This is a genomic window from Rhizobium sp. P40RR-XXII, assembly GCF_012641405.1.
Lineage (GTDB): Bacteria > Pseudomonadota > Alphaproteobacteria > Rhizobiales > Rhizobiaceae > Rhizobium.
In genome coordinates, this window is record NZ_JABAII010000005.1 from 133140 (window position 1) to 148585 (window position 15446).

Below are 15446 nucleotides of genomic sequence, written 5' to 3' on the forward strand. Positions count from 1 at the left end.
TTCCTCTTGCGTCATCGGTGAAACGCATTGCAGAGTGCGTTGCGTTCTCTGCCGGGCGATAAAGCTTCGGCAGGGAGACATTAGACCCGACAAGATGGAGCGAGGCTGACTTGGCCGCCTCACGAACATCGCTGGCAAAGCCAATAAAAAAACCCGCAATCCGGAGACCGCGGGTTCAAGGAAATAACGAGCGAAACTGCCTATCAGCCTGCAGGCGCGATCTTGTCCTGCGTCTTGGTCTCGAAGTCGCTGGCGTCGTGGCGCTCACGCAGCTGCTCGGACGGTTCGCCCGACATGCGGTTGACCATGCGGCCACGCTTGACGGCGGGACGCGCGTAAACCTGCTCGGCCCAGCGCTGAACGTTCTTGTAGTCCTGCACCTGCAGGAACTCGGCCGCGCCGTACTGCCAGCCTTTGGCGAGACCGCCATACCACGGCCAGATGGCAATATCGGCGATCGTGTAGTCGCTGCCGGCGATATATTCGCTTTCGGCCAGGCGACGGTCGAGCACGTCAAGCTGGCGCTTCACTTCCATGGCGAAGCGGTCGATCGCATATTCGATCTTCGTCGGCGCATAGGCAAAGAAATGGCCGAAACCGCCGCCGAGGTAGGGCGCGCTGCCCATCTGCCAGAACAGCCAGGACAGGCATTCGGCACGGGCCGGCTGTTCCGTCGGCAGGAAGGCACCGAATTTTTCGGCGAGATACATCAGGATCGAGGCCGATTCGAAGACGCGGACCGGCTTCGGGCCGCTGCGGTCCAGCAGGGCCGGGATCTTTGAATTCGGATTGACGTCGACGAAACCGCTGCCGAACTGGTCGCCCTCGCCGATCTTGATCAACCAGGCATCATATTCCGCGCCGCTGTGGCCGAGCGCCAGCAGCTCTTCGAGCATGATGGTGACCTTCACGCCATTCGGCGTCCCGAGGGAATAGAGCTGCAGGGGATGGCGCCCTACAGGCAATTCCTTTTCGTGAGTCGGCCCGGCGATCGGACGGTTGATATTGGCGAACTGACCGCCATTGGCCTTGTTCCAGGTCCAGATTTTCGGCGGCGTGTATTCGGCAGAACCGGTCATGGGCATCCTCCTGTTGCAGGGAATCACGTTGGGGTTGGTCTTCGATGTAGCGCGCTACAGGCGTCGCACATAGGGACGGCCGTTCATTTTTGCGAGAGGAGGCCGTCGGTTTTCAGACAGGCTGGGATCGGAGATGGCCGAAGCAAGGACCGCGTTCCGACGCGCGCTGCAGACCGGGAACGATGAGGAGGAAATCCGATATTGCCTGAAACGAAAAAGCCTGCCGCGGGAGGAGGTGCGGCAGGCTTTTTACAAGAACCGAACAGCGAACGGGAGGAGGAATGCCGCTGTTCCCGCAGTCGTCCCTGGGAGGAGGAGAAGGACGTCCGCAAAAACGAAGGGATGCGGGAGGAGATGCATCGCTTCGATGGAAATGAGAATAGCTGATTTTTGCTCACAGGATAGGCATTTCTTTGCAAGGCAGTTATGCGCTATGCGAAAAGCGGCCGGCTTTGCCGATCTGCTTGCAGCTCATGCGAAGAGCCTGAACCGTCCCCTCCGGACAAACCAAAAGCGCCTGCTCGGGACGAACAGGCGCTGGCATAATGCAGCTTTATAAGCAGCCGTTGCGGCCGTTAGCGAGCGACGGCTGCGCGGGCAACATTGCGGATTTCGCCGCGATCGATACCCAGATCATGCAGTTCGCGCGTGGACATACGGCCCAGTTCGGCGACCGTCTGACGATACTTGCGCCAGTTATTGAAAGAGCGTGCTACGTTCATGATGATCCCCTTTCGTTGGGCTTTCGAAGCTGAGCTGCCGTGCTTGGCGCCCCCTTCGCTTCGATGAGTGACATATAGTCGAAACCTCTCGGCTTTTGCAGAGCTAAGGAATCACTGCACCCATGCATTCATTGCATGGGTCTCCTGGAAATTAACAGAGCCCAACTCCATTCATCGCCAGGGCTTTGGTGATTTGCTGATGACAGCGCCGCCGTTGTCTGCAAAAAGAAGGGAGATGAGAGACAGGGGCGTCCGCTTTCCGGCGGGCTGAGAAGGACCCTTTGAACCTGAACCAGATCATGCTGGCGGAGGGAGTCGCTCGGGACCTCGCGAAGCTCAGCACGTCGTCCCTTTGCGTCTCGCCTGCCCTGAAAGGCGCGATATGCAAGACCAAATCACAGCAGGCAATCAGCTTCACATCATGCGGGCGAACCCACCGCTGGTGCAATGCATCACCAATTTCGTCGCCATGAATATCGCGGCCAATGTGGTGCTCGCCGCCGGAGCATCGCCGGCGATGGTGCATGCCGAAGAAGAATCGGGTGAATTTGCCGCCATCTCCGGCGCGCTGACGATCAATATCGGCACGCTCTCGTCCGGCTGGCTTGCGGGCATGCTGAAAGCAGCGCGCTCGGCCAACGATGCCGGCAAACCCTGGGTTCTCGATCCCGTCGCTCATTATGCGACAGAGTTTCGTCGCAAGGCGATCGAGCAATTGCTGGAGCTGCAGCCGACGATCATTCGCGGCAATGCGTCCGAGATCATCGCGCTCGCCGGCGGCACCAGCCGCGGCCAGGGCGTCGATAGCCGTGACGCCGTCGAGCAGGCGGAAGAGTCCGCCCGGCAGCTTGCTGAAAAGCACGGCTGTGTCGTTGCCGTCACCGGCGTTACGGATTTCGTGACGGACGGACGGAGGGCCAAGCGCATTGCCGGCGGTTCGCCGCTCATGCCGCAGGTGACCGCGCTCGGTTGCTCGCTCACCTGCCTCGTCGGCGCCTTTGCGGCGGCAACGCCGGATGATCCATTCAATGCCACCGTAGCGGCACTCGCGGTCTTCGCCGTTGCCGGCGCTCAGGCAGGAGCAGCAGCGGACGGTCCGGGCTCATTCTCCTGGCGCTTCCTCGATGCGCTCGCCGCGCTCACGCCGGAGATGCTGGATCGCGTCGCAAGGATGTCGGCGGCATGAAGGACTTCGATCTCTCGCTCTACCTCGTGCTGGACCCGGTGCTGTGTGCCGAACTCGGCATGATCGAAACGACCCGTGCGGCCGTTGCCGGCGGCGCCACGATCGTACAGCTGCGTGACAAGCATGCCCCCACCGCAGCCATGATCGAGACGGGCCGCGCCCTCAAACAGATCCTGCACGGGACCAACGCCCGACTGATCGTCAACGATAATGTCGAGGCCGCCATCGCCGTCCGTGCCGATGGCCTCCACATCGGTCAGGAGGACATGAGTGCCGCCGACGCACGCCGCCTCATCGGGCCGGACATGATCCTCGGCCTTTCGGTGGAAACGGAGGCTCTTGCTATCGCCATAGATGCCGGCATTGTCGACTATGCCGGAATCGGTCCGGTCTTTGCGACCCCCACCAAGCCCGATCACAAGCAACCGATCGGCTTCGCGGGCCTTGCCCGCATCGTCGGGCTCTGTCCGGTTCCATCAGTCGCGATCGGCGGCCTCAAGGCAGAGCACACGAGAGAGGTTTTCTCGGCCGGCGCGGATGGTCTTGCGGTCGTCTCCGCCATCTGTGGCCGTCCGAACCCGCAAGCGGCGACAGCCCTTATCGCGAACGTCATCAAGGAGGCTCGCCAATGATCCGCAATGTTCTGTCCATCGCCGGTTCCGACCCATCAGGTGGTGCCGGCGTCCAGGCCGACCTGAAGACCTTCTCCGCCCGCGGCGTTTACGGAATGGCAGCTTTGACCGCCTTGACGGCGCAGAACACGCAGGGTGTCTCCGGCGTCCATCCGGTACCCCCCTCTTTCGTGGCGGACCAAATCCGGGCGATCTTCGGCGATATCCGTGTCAATGCCGTCAAGATCGGTATGATCGCCAACGCCGAGATCGCTGATGCTGTCGCGGATATCCTGGCGCGACATCGCAATGTCCCTGTCGTGCTCGACCCTGTCATGATCGCCAAGGGCGGCGCTGCCCTGCTTGCTGCCGACGCCGTCGACGTGCTCACCACGCGGCTGCTGCCGCTTGCGACGGTCATCACGCCGAACCTGCCCGAGGCGGCGGCGCTGCTGCACGACGCCGAGGCGGCAAGCCGCGACGACATGGCCCGCCAGGCGCTTGCGCTGGCAGCGCTGGGGCCTTCGGCTGTTTTGGTCAAAGGCGGTCATCTTGAGGGTGACGAAAGTCCGGATGTGCTGGCAAGCGCCGGCCACCTGACCTGGTTCGAAGCCGAGCGGCTGCCGACGAAGAATACACACGGAACGGGCTGCACGCTCTCCAGCGCTATCGCCGCCGAGATCGCCAAGGGCGCCCCGCTCCCCGAGGCCGTCGCCGCCGCCAAAACCTATCTTGCCGCCGCGGTTGCCGCCGCAGGCCAGCTTTCCGTCGGAAGCGGCCACGGACCCGTGCAGCATTTCCATGCTCTCTGGCACACAAACAAGGAGTAGAGAAGAAATGAGCCTGTCACTCAAGGGCCAGATCGTCATCGTTTCCGGCGCAGGGCGCGGTCTTGGCGCCGCCATCGCGACGGCCTTTGCCCGCGAAGGCGCGAAGGTTGCCATCAACTATCGGGCAAGCCGCGAACGGGCAGAGGCGCTAGCGGCAGAACTTGGCAATCACGCGAAAGCGTTTCAGGCCGATATCCGCGATCTTGGAAGTACGAAGCGGCTCGTCGCCGAGGTAACCGAGCACTTCGGAGCGCCGACGACGGTCGTCCACAATGCGCTCGCCGATTTCAGCTTCAACGGCGATGCGCGCTCGAAACTGGACGCCTTGAGCTGGGCGGAAATGGCGATACAGATGGAAACCGCGCTGCAGGGCGCCTTGAACCTGATACAGGCGGCGCGGCCGGCAATGGCGCAGGCAGGCTTTGGCCGGATCGTCACCATCGGCACGAACCTCTTCCAGAACCCGGTGGTGCCCTATCACGATTATACCGCCGCCAAGGCGGCGCTGTTGTCGCTGACCCGCACGGCCGCGTCCGAACTCGGCCCGCTCGGGATCACCGTCAACATGGTCTCCGGCGGCCTTCTGCGCACGACGGCCGCCAGCAGCGCCACGCCGGAGGCCGTTTTCGACATTATCGCCGCGAATACGCCGCTGCGCCGCGTCACCACCCCTGAGGAGGCTGCCGATGCGGTGCTCTTCTTCGCAAGCCCTTGGGCACGTGCCGTCACCGGGCAAAATCTTATCGTCGATGGCGGTCTCGTCTTCGGATAGCGGTCTTAGAACGAAAAAGGCGCTGCCTTTACGGGCAGCGCCAATATTCAAGTCTTGGCAAGCCGTATGGTTCAGGCCGCTCAAGCCCATCCCATGGTCAGTACGCCGAAGAGAATGATCACGCCGAGCGCGATACGGTAGATAACGAAAGGCCAGGTCGAAAAGCGCTCCAGAAAACGCATCAGTCCCCAGATGGTGATGAAGGACGATATGCTGCCGACGATAAGGCCGACGATCAGAACCGACCAGGCCTCCATCGGGATATGCGCCTTGTAGAGCTCGAAGAGTTCCTTCAAACCGGCGAGCGCAATGGCCGGCAGGCCGAGCAGGAACGAGAACCGTGCGGCTTCATCGCGCTTCAGGCCAAGGAACAATGCACCGGTCAGCGTCGAACCCGAGCGCGAAACGCCGGGAACCAGCGCGCCGACCTGGGCGATGCCAACGAACAGGGCATCCATCAGCGTCATCTGCTCGATGCCCTTCCTGTGACGGCTATAGAGTTCGGCGATCGCCAGAAGCAGGCCCATGACAACGCAGGCGATGCCGATCACCCAGAGGCTGCGGAACGACGTGCCGCAGGCGTTCAACGACTTCGAAAGCAAGAGGCCTGCGATGACGATCGGCACGGTCGCGATAACGATGGCGATCGCAAGCCGCATCGCGGGCGAGCGCCAGTCCCTTTGCCTGATGGCATCGAGCGATCCGAAGGTGACGTAGCGAACGTCGCTCCAGAAGTAGGAGATGATAGCGGCAAGGGCCGCAAGCTGCATGGCGGCCGAAAAGGCCGAACCCGGATCCTGCCAGCCGAGCAAGGCCGGTACCAGGCGCATGTGGGCGGTGGAGGAGACCGGCAACAGCTCGGTCAATCCCTGCACGACACCCAGTATCGCGATCTTGGCATAGCCCAGGGCAACAAAGCCCGTGTCTACGCCTTGCGTACAAACATCAGCCACGTTTTGACATCCTCAGTTCTTCATGGGGGCTTGGCACCGGAACGGTGCGATGAACTTGCTGTGGAACCGTTTTCCGACACGAAACCAACAGCCGCCTTGTAGGACGCCGTCAACTCCGCGTTATGACAGGCCGAGGATATAGCCGCGTAGGCTGAACGCTATCTGAAATTGCCAGCATTGATTTCCAGGTTTACCGGATTTCTAGCCTTCATCGTCAGGCAGTGCCTGCATGTAGCGGATGATGGCATAAAATGCGACGAGAAGCACCAAACCGCCCGCCGCGCGGTGCACATCGTGCAATATCGCATGATGATGCCTCACCATGAGGCAGGCCAGATTGTAAAGGGTTATGGCGACCACTGTCAGAACAGGGGCCAGAAAAAGCGCCACATTCCGCTGAATGAAATTGACCATTACGCACACCTCGTTTGCATATGGCCAGATTCCATAAGGAATAGGGAGGAATTAGGACAAAGGCATTTCGCCTGTCAGCGTTGCGGCATGCAGGCCAAGATCACTTCGTATAGAGCGCGCGTGATCTTTCCAGATGCTTGAGCATCGCCTGTTCTGCCCCATCGGCATCGTTCTCCGCCATACGCGCGAGGATCTCCTCATGCTCGACCAGCGTAAACTTTTCCTTGCCGGTCCAGATCAGCATGTCGGTATGATAGGCCTTCAGCCATGCCAGCATGGCCTCGCTGACAGCGGCAAAAATCGGATTGCCGGAAATCTGGGCGATGCGCGTATGGAACTGCATGTCGGCCGAAATGAACGCCTCGGCGTCTCCCAGCGAAGCCCGCTGACGCTCGATGATTTCATGGAGTTCGGCGATATCCTTCTCGGTGGCGCGCTGGGCCGCTTCGCGCGCCATGCCGCGCTCGAAGAAGATGCGCGCGCTCTTCAAATGCTCGAGCGAGTCGGACGATTGGGAGAGCATGATCTTGGCGGTCAGGTCGACTTGCCGGAAAATCGATTTCGCCGTGAGCTGGAGCACCTTGGCGCGCTCGCCATGCGAGATGTTGACCAGCCCCATATTGGCAAGCGCCTGCATGGCCTCGCGGATCGCCGGCCGTCCGACACCGAAGCGCTCCATGAGGACACGCTCGGATGGCATCTCATCGCCGGGCTTGAGCTCTCCCGATGTGATCAACCGCTCCAGGCGGTCGAATACCTCATCGGACAGCTTTCGACGTACAATTTGTTCGACAGGCTGGCCCATGAAACCCCGCTTTCCCAAAGCTTTTCTCCCTTATGCATTTTTGGTTGCCGTGGCGGAAGCCCATACGAAACGTGTTATCGACTGCCGGGCAAAAAAATCGTTGCAGAAGTTGGAATACTCATTATACCAGATCACCAGTTTGCGCCACGCGAAAATCGTCGGCGAGAGGAGCATTCATCCACTCATGACCATCACTGTTACCTACCGTATCGAAACCTCAGGCAGCATCGAGGCGATGGCCAGCAAGATCGCCAGCGATCAATCGACCGGCACTTTCGTCGCGGTTCCCGGTGAAACGGAAGAGCTCAAGGCGCGCGTCGCCGCGCGCGTCGCCGCGATTCGCCCGCTTGCCGATGCGGAACACCCGACCTGGCCGGAGGTCGCGGAAGGGCATGGTCCGATTCATCGCGCCGATGTCGATATCGCCTTCCCGCTGGATGCGATCGGCACCGATCTTGCGGCACTCATGACGATCGCGATCGGCGGCGTCTTCTCGATCAAGGGCATGACCGGCATTCGCATCGTCGACATGAAACTGCCGGATGCCTTTCGCGATGCGCATCCCGGCCCGCAGTTCGGCGTCGCCGGCAGCATGCGCCTGACCGGCGTCAGCGGTCGTCCCATCATCGGCACCATCGTCAAGCCGGCTCTCGGCCTTCGGCCGAAGGAAACGGCTGCGCTGGTCGGCGAATTGATCAGCTCAGGCGTCGATTTCATCAAAGACGATGAGAAACTGATGAGCCCGGCCTATTCGCCGCTGAAGGAGCGCGTCGAGGCGATTATGCCGCTGATCCTCGATCATGAGCAGAAAACCGGCAAGAAGGTGATGTACGCCTTCGGCATTTCGCATGCCGACCCCGACGAGATGATGCGCAACCACGATCTGGTGCTGAAGGCCGGCGGCAATTGCGCCGTCGTCAATATCAACTCCATCGGCTTCGGCGGCATGAGCTTCCTGCGCAAGCGCTCCGGGTTGGTGCTGCATGCGCATCGCAATGGCTGGGATATCCTGACCCGCCATCCCGGCGCCGGCATGGATTTCAAAGTATATCAGCAGTTCTGGCGCCTGCTCGGCGTCGATCAGTTCCAGATCAATGGCATCAGGGTCAAATATTGGGAACCGGACGACAGCTTCGTCGAATCCTTCAAGGCGATCAGCACGCCGCTCTTCGATCCCACAGACTGTCCGCTTCCGGTTGCCGGTTCCGGTCAATGGGGAGGACAGGCGCCCGAAACCTACCAGCGTACCGGCCGGACCACGGATCTTCTCTATCTCTGCGGCGGCGGCATCGTCAGCCATCCTTTCGGACCGGCCGCCGGCGTGCGAGCGATCCAGCAAGCCTGGCAGGCAGCGGTTTCGGACATACCTCTGGCCGATTATGCCAAGGACCATCCGGAGCTTGCCGCTTCCATCGCAAAATTCAGTGACGGCAAGGACGCCTAACAGCAATGTCCAGTCTTCCAACGATGTCCGATCTTCTGCTCAGCTATTACGGCGATGATTTCACCGGCTCCACCGACGTCATGGAGGCCCTCGCCTCGAACGGCGTGGAGACGGCCCTCTTCCTCGGCATTCCGAGCGAGGCCATGCTGGAGCGGTTCAAGGATTGCCGCGCCATCGGCATCGCCGGCACCAGCCGCAGCGAAACGCCGCAATGGATGGACGAGCATCTGACGCCCGCATTCAAATGGCTCAGGAGTCTCGACGCTGCCATCTGCCATTACAAGGTCTGCTCGACCTTCGATTCCAGCCCCAAGATCGGGAACATCGGCAAGGCGATCGAGATCGGCAAGGCGCTCTTTGCACAATCCGTGGTGCCTGTTGTGGTCGGGGCGCCGCAGCTGAAGCGTTACACCGCCTTCGGCCAGCTCTTTGCGACCTATCAGGGCCAGGTCTTTCGCATCGACCGACATCCGGTCATGAGCCGGCATCCGGTCACGCCGATGGATGAGGCCGATCTGGCCGTGCATCTGAGCAAGCAGACGTCCCTCCCCGTCAGCCTCACGGATCTCGTCACGATCCGGGCAGCCAATGCCGACCTGCAGATCGATGCGCTGACGGGAGGCAATCAGGGTATCCTGCTGCTTGACGTCGACAGTGCGGAAACGCAGGCCGCTGCGGGACACCAGCTATGGCGTCTTGCAAACAAGGGCCATGCCTTCGTCGCAGGCTCGTCCGGTGTCGAATATGCCCTTCTCAATGCCTGGCGCAGCGAAGGTCTGATCGGAGAGAAACCGGAATTCGCAGCTCCCGGCAGCGTCGATCGCCTCGCGGTGGTTTCCGGCAGCGTATCGCCGACGACGGAACGGCAAATCCGCCGCGCCACGGCGGACGATTTTGACGGCATCGATCTCGATCCATTGGCGCTTGTCAGCGAAAATGCCGAACAGGCGCTGGACGCAGCGGTCGCTGCGGGAATTGCCAGCCTGAAGGCCGGCCGCAGCGTCATTCTTCATACCGCGCTCGGCCCCTCCGCCGACCGCGGCGGCGACATCGACCGTATTCCCGGCGCACGGCATTGTCTCGGGCAGGCCCTCGGCACAATTTTGCGGCGGCTGATCGAACAGGAAAAGCTCGGCCGCGCCGTCATTGCCGGCGGTGACACGTCCAGCCATGCCCTCAAGGAACTGCGTGTCGAGGCACTGACGACGCTCCTGCCATTGCCGCAGACGCCGGGCTCGCCACTGTGCACCGCCCATGGCAGCTACGCCCCCACCAACGGCCTGCAGATTGCGCTGAAGGGCGGGCAGGTCGGCACCGACGACTACTTCGCGCAGATCCGCGACGGCAGAGGGTCTTAAGGGCGCCATTTTCCAGCGCATCGTTGGCATACTCATTGACTCATCATACCACTTGCGCTACCACACTCTGAAAGTGAACGAGGTACTAAGATGACAGCAATTGCTCTTTTCGGCGCCGGAGGCAAAATGGGCTACCGGCTCGCCAAGAACCTGAAAGGCTCACGCTTCGACGTGCGCCACGTCGAGGTCAGCGATGCCGGCAAGGCGCGCCTGAAAAATGATCTTTCCGTCGATTGCGTACCTGCTGACGCCGCGCTCGATGGCGCAGACGTCGTTATCCTTGCCGTGCCTGATACGGCGATCGGCAAGGTTGCCGCCGGCATCGTCGACAAGCTCAAGCCCGGCACGATGGTCGTCGCCCTCGACGCCGCCGCCCCCTTTGCCGGCCATCTGCCGCAGCGCGACGATCTCACCTATTTCGTTACCCATCCCTGCCATCCGCCGATCTTCAACGACGAGACCGACATGCAGGCGAAGAAGGACCACTTCGGCGGCCTCTTTGCCAAGCAGCATATCGTTTCGGCCCTGATGCAAGGCCCGGAAAGCACCTATGCTCTCGGCGAGGAAATCGCCAAGGTCATCTGGGCGCCCGTCATGCGCTCGCACCGCGTCACCGTCGAACAGATGGCGATGCTGGAGCCGGGTCTTTCCGAAACGGTCTGCGCCTCGCTGCTGGTGATCATGCGCCAGGCCATGGATGAGTGCGTGGCCCGCGGCGTTCCGGCGGAAGCCGCCCGCGACTTCCTGCTCGGCCACATGAACGTACTCGGCGCCGTCATCTTCAAGGAAGTCGACGGCGTGTTCTCCGATGCCTGCAACAAGGCGATCGAATTCGGCATTCCTGCGCTGATGCGCGACGACTGGAAGAAGGTGTTCGAGCCGCAGGAAATCGCAGACAGCATCCGTCGCATCACCTGATCGACGTCCCGGGGAGGGCGTCGCCCTCCCCTACTGCCCTGCCGGGAACAGGGCCTGTTTCATAACTGGGAGGAGACCATGAAACTAACACGCAGACTGACACTTGCAGCCTTCGCCGGCGCACTCGCTCTGGGAACGGCAATGCCTGCCTTCGCCGCCGACCTGATCGCCATCATCACGCCAGCCTTCGACAATCCATTCTTCAAGGCAGAGGCCGTCGGCGCCGAAGCCAAGGCAAAAGAGCTGGGTTACGAGACGCTGGTCATGACGCATGACGACGATGCAAACAAGCAATCGGAAGTCATCGACACGGCCATCGGACGCGGCGCCAAAGCCATCATTCTTGACAATGCCGGCGCGGATGCGACGGTCGCCGCCTTGAAGAAGGCCAAGGATGCGGGCATCCCCTCCTTCCTCATCGACCGCGAAATCAACGTCACCGGCATCGCCGTCGCCCAAATCGTTTCCAACAACTATCAGGGGGCGCAGCTCGGCGCGCAGGAATTCGTCAAGCTGATGGGTGAGAAAGGCAATTACGCCGAACTCGTCGGCCGCGAAGCCGATACCAATGCCGGCATCCGCTCGCAGGGCTATCACGACGTCATCGACGACTATCCGGACCTGAAGCTCGTCGCCAAGCAGTCGGCGAACTGGAGCCAGACCGAGGCCTATGCCAAGATGGAAACCATCCTTCAGGCAAATCCTGACATCAAGGGCGTGATCTCGGGCAACGACACCATGGCGATGGGGGCGATTGCCGCCCTGCAGGCCGCTGGCCGCAAGGACGTGATCGTCGTCGGCTTCGACGGCTCCAACGACGTGCGCGACTCGATCAAGGCCGGCGGCATCAAGGCGACGGTCATGCAGCCGGCTTACGCCCAGGCGCAGAAGGCGGTCGAGCAGGCCGATGCGTACATCAAGAACAAGACGGCGCCGAAGGATGAGAAGCAATTGATGGATTGCGTTCTAATCAATGCCGACAATGCCGACAAGCTTGAGACCTTCGCACTGAAGAACTGATGGCGGACCAGCTAGGTTGGAGGGCGCGGGAAAACCGCGCTCTCCGAATGTTTTTCCTGCGAGATCGAGGTGCATTGCATGTTGAGGATCAGAGGCGCGCTCGTGGCCTTTGTTTTGGCCGCGGCATTGCCCGGCTGCAAGATTATCAAGACACCGACGCCCGAGGAGAAAGCGGCGCAGGCGGCAAAGGGTGCCTTCGATCCAGCGGCGAAGGTCGAGGCGATCTGGCAATCCCAGGTACTGCCCGGCATCGAGAAGCGCGCCAGCGACATCAAGACGGTATTGCAGGCCGTAGCATCGAACCCGGATGATGCCGGGGCGAAATACGGAAATCCGCGGAAACAGGCTTCATCGCCCTGGACCTATGCCGTCAAGTTGAGCGGCAAGATCGTCGCTGCCGACACTGCCTCCCGTGCAGGCACGCTCGATGTTGATGTGGATGGCGACGGCAAGGCGGACGCGAAGGTACAGATCGGCCCGGCGATCCGCGGCACAGCGCTGCGCGACGCGCTGGATTTTCTGGACTTCAATGAATTCAGGAACCAGATCGAATGGGCTCAGTTCGGCAAAGCCTTCAATGAGAAGGCGAACTCATCCTTTCTGGCGGCCCTGCCCCGGAACGGGCTGACCGGAAAGACGATCACGGTAACGGGTGCCTTTCCGCTGCCCCCATCCGGTCAGCTTCCCCTGATCACACCTTCGGCCCTGACATTGGGGCAATGACCATGAGCGAAACGCCAAGCAACGACATCATCCTGCGCCTGGAGGACGTTTCCAAGGTCTATTCCGGCATTGTCGCCGTCAAGCACGCTAATCTCGAGCTGCATCGCGGCGCGGTCAACGTGCTCGTCGGCGAAAACGGCGCCGGCAAGTCTACCCTGATGAAGATCATCGCAGGCGTCGAGCGACCGACGTCGGGCCGCATCTTGCTTGAGGGCGAGGAGGTTTCGTTCGATAGCCCGGCCAGCGCGCAAGCTCGTGGCATAGGCATGATCTTCCAGGAGCTCAATCTCTTCGGCAACATGACGGTGGCCGAAAACATCTTTGCCACGCGGGAAATCACCCGCGCCGTCTTCGGTATCGATCACAAGGCGCAGATCGTAAAAGCCAACGAGTTTCTGGATCGGCTGGATGCCGGCATAGGCGCCGAAACCATGGTCGAGGACCTGCCGATCGGGCAGCAGCAGCTTGTCGAGATCGCCAAGGCCATCTCTCTCGATGCCCGCATCCTGATCATGGACGAGCCGACATCGGCGCTGTCGGCGGCGGAAGTCGACATTCTGTTCAAGGTCATCGCGGAGTTGAAGGCTCAGGGCGTTGCGATCGTCTATATTTCGCACCGGCTGGAAGAGCTGATGCGGATCGGCGACCACATCACCGTCCTGCGCGACGGGCAGATCACCGGCCATGCCATGGTTCGTGATATCGACACGAAATGGATCGTCCGGTCGATGATCGGATCCGATGCCAAGGATTTCGCCAGGGACGGAGGCCATGCGATCGGCGAGGAGGCCTTCCGCGCCGAGGAGATCAGCCTGCCGAGACGCACGGGCGGCCTCGCCGTCGATCATGTCTCGCTGTCGGTGCGCGCCGGCGAAATCCTCGGCATCTACGGCCTGATGGGTGCCGGGCGCAGCGAATTCTTCGAATGCGTGATGGGTCGGCATACGCATTCGACCGGGCGGATCTATATCGACGGCATCGAGGTCCGCGCACGCGACACCACCCGGCGCATCCGGCGCGGCCTGGCGCTGATCCCCGAGGATCGGCAGCGCGAAGGGCTGGTGCAGGTATTATCCATCGCCAGCAACCTGACGCTTGCAAGCCTTGGGCGTTTCGCCCGGCTGCTTTTCCATATCGATCCGGGCGCCGAAAAGAACGCCATCCGCGACATGATCCGCGATCTTTCCATCAAGGCGCCCAATCCCGATTTCGAGGTCACCTCCATGTCCGGCGGCAACCAGCAGAAGGTCGTGATCGGCAAGGCGCTCATGACCGACCCGAAGGTGCTTTTGATGGACGAGCCGAGCCGCGGCATCGATGTCGGCGCCAAGGCCGATGTCTTCCGCACCATGCGCCGGCTCGCCGGCAAGGGCCTGGCTATCTTGTTTTCAACTTCGGACCTTGAAGAGGTCATGGCTCTTTCGGATCGCATCGCAGTACTCAGCAACGGCAAGCTCGTGACCGTTCTCGACCGAAGCGAAGCGACGGAGGAGGCCATCATCGCGGCATCCGCCAAGGGACATGGACATACAGGGAAACTCGCGTCATGACGGCAGATACGTCCTCCGGCCTCGCGGCCAATCGCTCGAACGGTTCCGTTCTCCTGACGCTGATGAAGCTCAGGACCTTCATTGCGCTGTTTGCCGTCATCATCTTCTTTGCGATCTTCGCACCGAATTTCACCTCGACCGCCAACATCATCCTGATGTCGAAGCATGTCGCGCTCAATGCCTTTCTGGCCATGGGCATGACCTTCGTGATCGTCACCGGCGGGATCGATCTTTCGGTCGGTTCGATCGTCGGCCTTTGCGGCATGATGGCAGGCGCCCTCATCCTCAACGGCGTCGAATTGCCGATCGGATATACTGTCTATTTCAACATCTACGAGATCATCCTCATCACGCTGGCCGTCGGGCTATTGATCGGCCTCATCAATGGCCTGCTCATCACCAAGCTCAATGTCGCGCCCTTCATCGCCACGCTCGGAACGCTCTATATCGCCCGCGGCCTCGCGCTTCTGTCTTCGGACGGGCAAACCTTCCCGAACCTGGTCGGGCGGCCGGAATACGATACGACGGGCTTCGAGGTCTTCGGCGCCGGCCGCCTGCTCGGCCTTCCCGTCTCCATCTGGATCCTGATCGTGCTGGCCCTCGCCGCCGCCTATGTCGCCCGCTCGACACCGATCGGCCGGCACATCTTCGCCGTCGGCGGAAACGAGCGCGCCGCACGCATGTCCGGCATCCGCGTCGATGTGGTCAAGATCTTCGTCTATATGTTCTCGGGGCTCTGCGCCGCCATCGTCGGTATCGTCATATCATCGGAACTGATGGCGGCACATCCGGCAACCGGCGAAAGCTTCGAGCTGAATGCGATCGCAGCAGCCGTGCTCGGCGGCACCTCCATGTCGGGCGGACGCGGCACCATCGGCGGGACGATCATCGGCGCCTTCGTCATCGGCATTCTTTCGGACGGCCTTGTGATGATGGGCGTATCTTCCTTCTGGCAGATGGTCATCAAGGGGCTGGTCATCATCATCGCGGTGGTCGTGGATCAGGCGCAACGGCGCCTCCAGCAGCGCGTAACTCTCATGCAGATGGCAAAGGCAAGCTGA

The 15446-nt window shown here is 61.3% G+C and carries 17 protein-coding genes and 1 riboswitch; of the genes, 12 read left to right on the top strand and 5 right to left on the bottom strand.

Annotated elements, in window-relative coordinates:
• Nucleotides 1-203 precede the first annotated feature (203 nt).
• The gene (gene yghU, locus HGP16_RS11740; RefSeq protein ID WP_168840182.1) at nt 204-1079 is read right to left on the bottom strand and encodes a glutathione-dependent disulfide-bond oxidoreductase; all 876 of its coding nucleotides are present in this window, start codon (nt 1077-1079) and stop codon (nt 204-206) included.
• A 201-nt stretch (nt 1080-1280) separates the two neighbouring features.
• On the opposite strand from yghU, the gene HGP16_RS11745 reads away from it, so the two are divergent.
• Nucleotides 1281-1466 carry a hypothetical protein gene (locus tag HGP16_RS11745; RefSeq protein ID WP_168840183.1) on the top strand — a complete coding sequence of 62 codons (186 nt, stop codon included), beginning with the start codon at nt 1281-1283 and terminating at the stop codon, nt 1464-1466.
• A 188-nt stretch (nt 1467-1654) separates the two neighbouring features.
• Here HGP16_RS11745 and HGP16_RS11750 read toward each other — a convergent pair whose 3' ends face one another.
• Nucleotides 1655-1801: a DUF1127 domain-containing protein gene (locus HGP16_RS11750; RefSeq protein WP_168840184.1), complete on the bottom strand. Its 147-nt coding sequence runs from the start codon at nt 1799-1801 to the stop codon at nt 1655-1657.
• A 234-nt stretch (nt 1802-2035) separates the two neighbouring features.
• A riboswitch (TPP riboswitch) is annotated at nt 2036-2132 on the top strand.
• A 51-nt stretch (nt 2133-2183) separates the two neighbouring features.
• On the opposite strand from HGP16_RS11750, the gene thiM reads away from it, so the two are divergent.
• Genes thiM through HGP16_RS11770 form a run of 4 tightly spaced genes read left to right on the top strand, consistent with a single transcriptional unit; the run spans nt 2184 to nt 5200 of the window.
• A complete protein-coding gene (gene thiM, locus HGP16_RS11755) occupies nt 2184-2987 on the top strand; it encodes a hydroxyethylthiazole kinase (RefSeq protein WP_168840185.1) in 804 nt (267 codons plus the stop codon).
• On the top strand, nt 2984-3619 hold the full coding sequence (thiE, locus tag HGP16_RS11760) for a thiamine phosphate synthase (protein ID WP_168840186.1): 636 nt from the start codon (nt 2984-2986) through the stop codon (nt 3617-3619). The genes thiM and thiE overlap by 4 nt, the downstream gene beginning before the upstream one ends.
• Nucleotides 3616-4428, top strand: coding sequence for a bifunctional hydroxymethylpyrimidine kinase/phosphomethylpyrimidine kinase (thiD, locus tag HGP16_RS11765; protein ID WP_168840187.1), 813 nt, complete (start codon nt 3616-3618; stop codon nt 4426-4428). The genes thiE and thiD overlap by 4 nt, the downstream gene beginning before the upstream one ends.
• Before the next feature lie 7 nt (nt 4429-4435).
• The gene (locus HGP16_RS11770; RefSeq protein ID WP_168840188.1) at nt 4436-5200 is read left to right on the top strand and encodes a 3-oxoacyl-ACP reductase; all 765 of its coding nucleotides are present in this window, start codon (nt 4436-4438) and stop codon (nt 5198-5200) included.
• A gap of 80 nt (nt 5201-5280) precedes the next feature.
• On the opposite strand, the gene HGP16_RS11775 is transcribed toward HGP16_RS11770, so the two are convergent.
• The 3 genes from HGP16_RS11775 to HGP16_RS11785 form a co-directional block, all read right to left on the bottom strand.
• A complete protein-coding gene (locus HGP16_RS11775) occupies nt 5281-6153 on the bottom strand; it encodes an undecaprenyl-diphosphate phosphatase (RefSeq protein ID WP_168840189.1) in 873 nt (290 codons plus the stop codon).
• A 201-nt stretch (nt 6154-6354) separates the two neighbouring features.
• Nucleotides 6355-6567, bottom strand: a complete 213-nt coding sequence (locus HGP16_RS11780) for a hypothetical protein (protein ID WP_168840190.1) — start codon at nt 6565-6567, stop codon at nt 6355-6357.
• Nucleotides 6568-6667: 100 nt separating this feature from the next.
• Complete coding sequence (locus HGP16_RS11785; protein ID WP_168840191.1) at nt 6668-7372, bottom strand: transcriptional regulator NanR; 705 nt, start codon at nt 7370-7372, stop codon at nt 6668-6670.
• A 184-nt stretch (nt 7373-7556) separates the two neighbouring features.
• On the opposite strand from HGP16_RS11785, the gene oiaX reads away from it, so the two are divergent.
• The 7 genes from oiaX to HGP16_RS11820 all read left to right on the top strand — a co-directional run bounded on the left by oiaX (nt 7557) and on the right by HGP16_RS11820 (nt 15446).
• The gene (gene oiaX / locus HGP16_RS11790; RefSeq protein ID WP_168840192.1) at nt 7557-8816 is read left to right on the top strand and encodes a 3-oxo-isoapionate-4-phosphate decarboxylase OiaX; all 1260 of its coding nucleotides are present in this window, start codon (nt 7557-7559) and stop codon (nt 8814-8816) included.
• Between the two features lie 23 nt (nt 8817-8839).
• Complete coding sequence (locus tag HGP16_RS11795; RefSeq protein ID WP_168840425.1) at nt 8840-10174, top strand: four-carbon acid sugar kinase family protein; 1335 nt, start codon at nt 8840-8842, stop codon at nt 10172-10174.
• Nucleotides 10175-10264: 90 nt separating this feature from the next.
• Nucleotides 10265-11092: a phosphogluconate dehydrogenase C-terminal domain-containing protein gene (locus HGP16_RS11800; RefSeq protein ID WP_168840193.1), complete on the top strand. Its 828-nt coding sequence runs from the start codon at nt 10265-10267 to the stop codon at nt 11090-11092.
• Between the two features lie 78 nt (nt 11093-11170).
• Nucleotides 11171-12112 carry a D-ribose ABC transporter substrate-binding protein gene (locus HGP16_RS11805; protein WP_168840194.1) on the top strand — a complete coding sequence of 314 codons (942 nt, stop codon included), beginning with the start codon at nt 11171-11173 and terminating at the stop codon, nt 12110-12112.
• A 78-nt stretch (nt 12113-12190) separates the two neighbouring features.
• Nucleotides 12191-12835: a DUF2291 family protein gene (locus tag HGP16_RS11810; protein ID WP_168840195.1), complete on the top strand. Its 645-nt coding sequence runs from the start codon at nt 12191-12193 to the stop codon at nt 12833-12835.
• Nucleotides 12832-14385, top strand: coding sequence for a sugar ABC transporter ATP-binding protein (locus HGP16_RS11815; RefSeq protein ID WP_168840196.1), 1554 nt, complete (start codon nt 12832-12834; stop codon nt 14383-14385). The genes HGP16_RS11810 and HGP16_RS11815 overlap by 4 nt, the downstream gene beginning before the upstream one ends.
• Nucleotides 14382-15446 carry an ABC transporter permease gene (locus HGP16_RS11820; RefSeq protein WP_168840197.1) on the top strand — a complete coding sequence of 355 codons (1065 nt, stop codon included), beginning with the start codon at nt 14382-14384 and terminating at the stop codon, nt 15444-15446. The genes HGP16_RS11815 and HGP16_RS11820 overlap by 4 nt, the downstream gene beginning before the upstream one ends.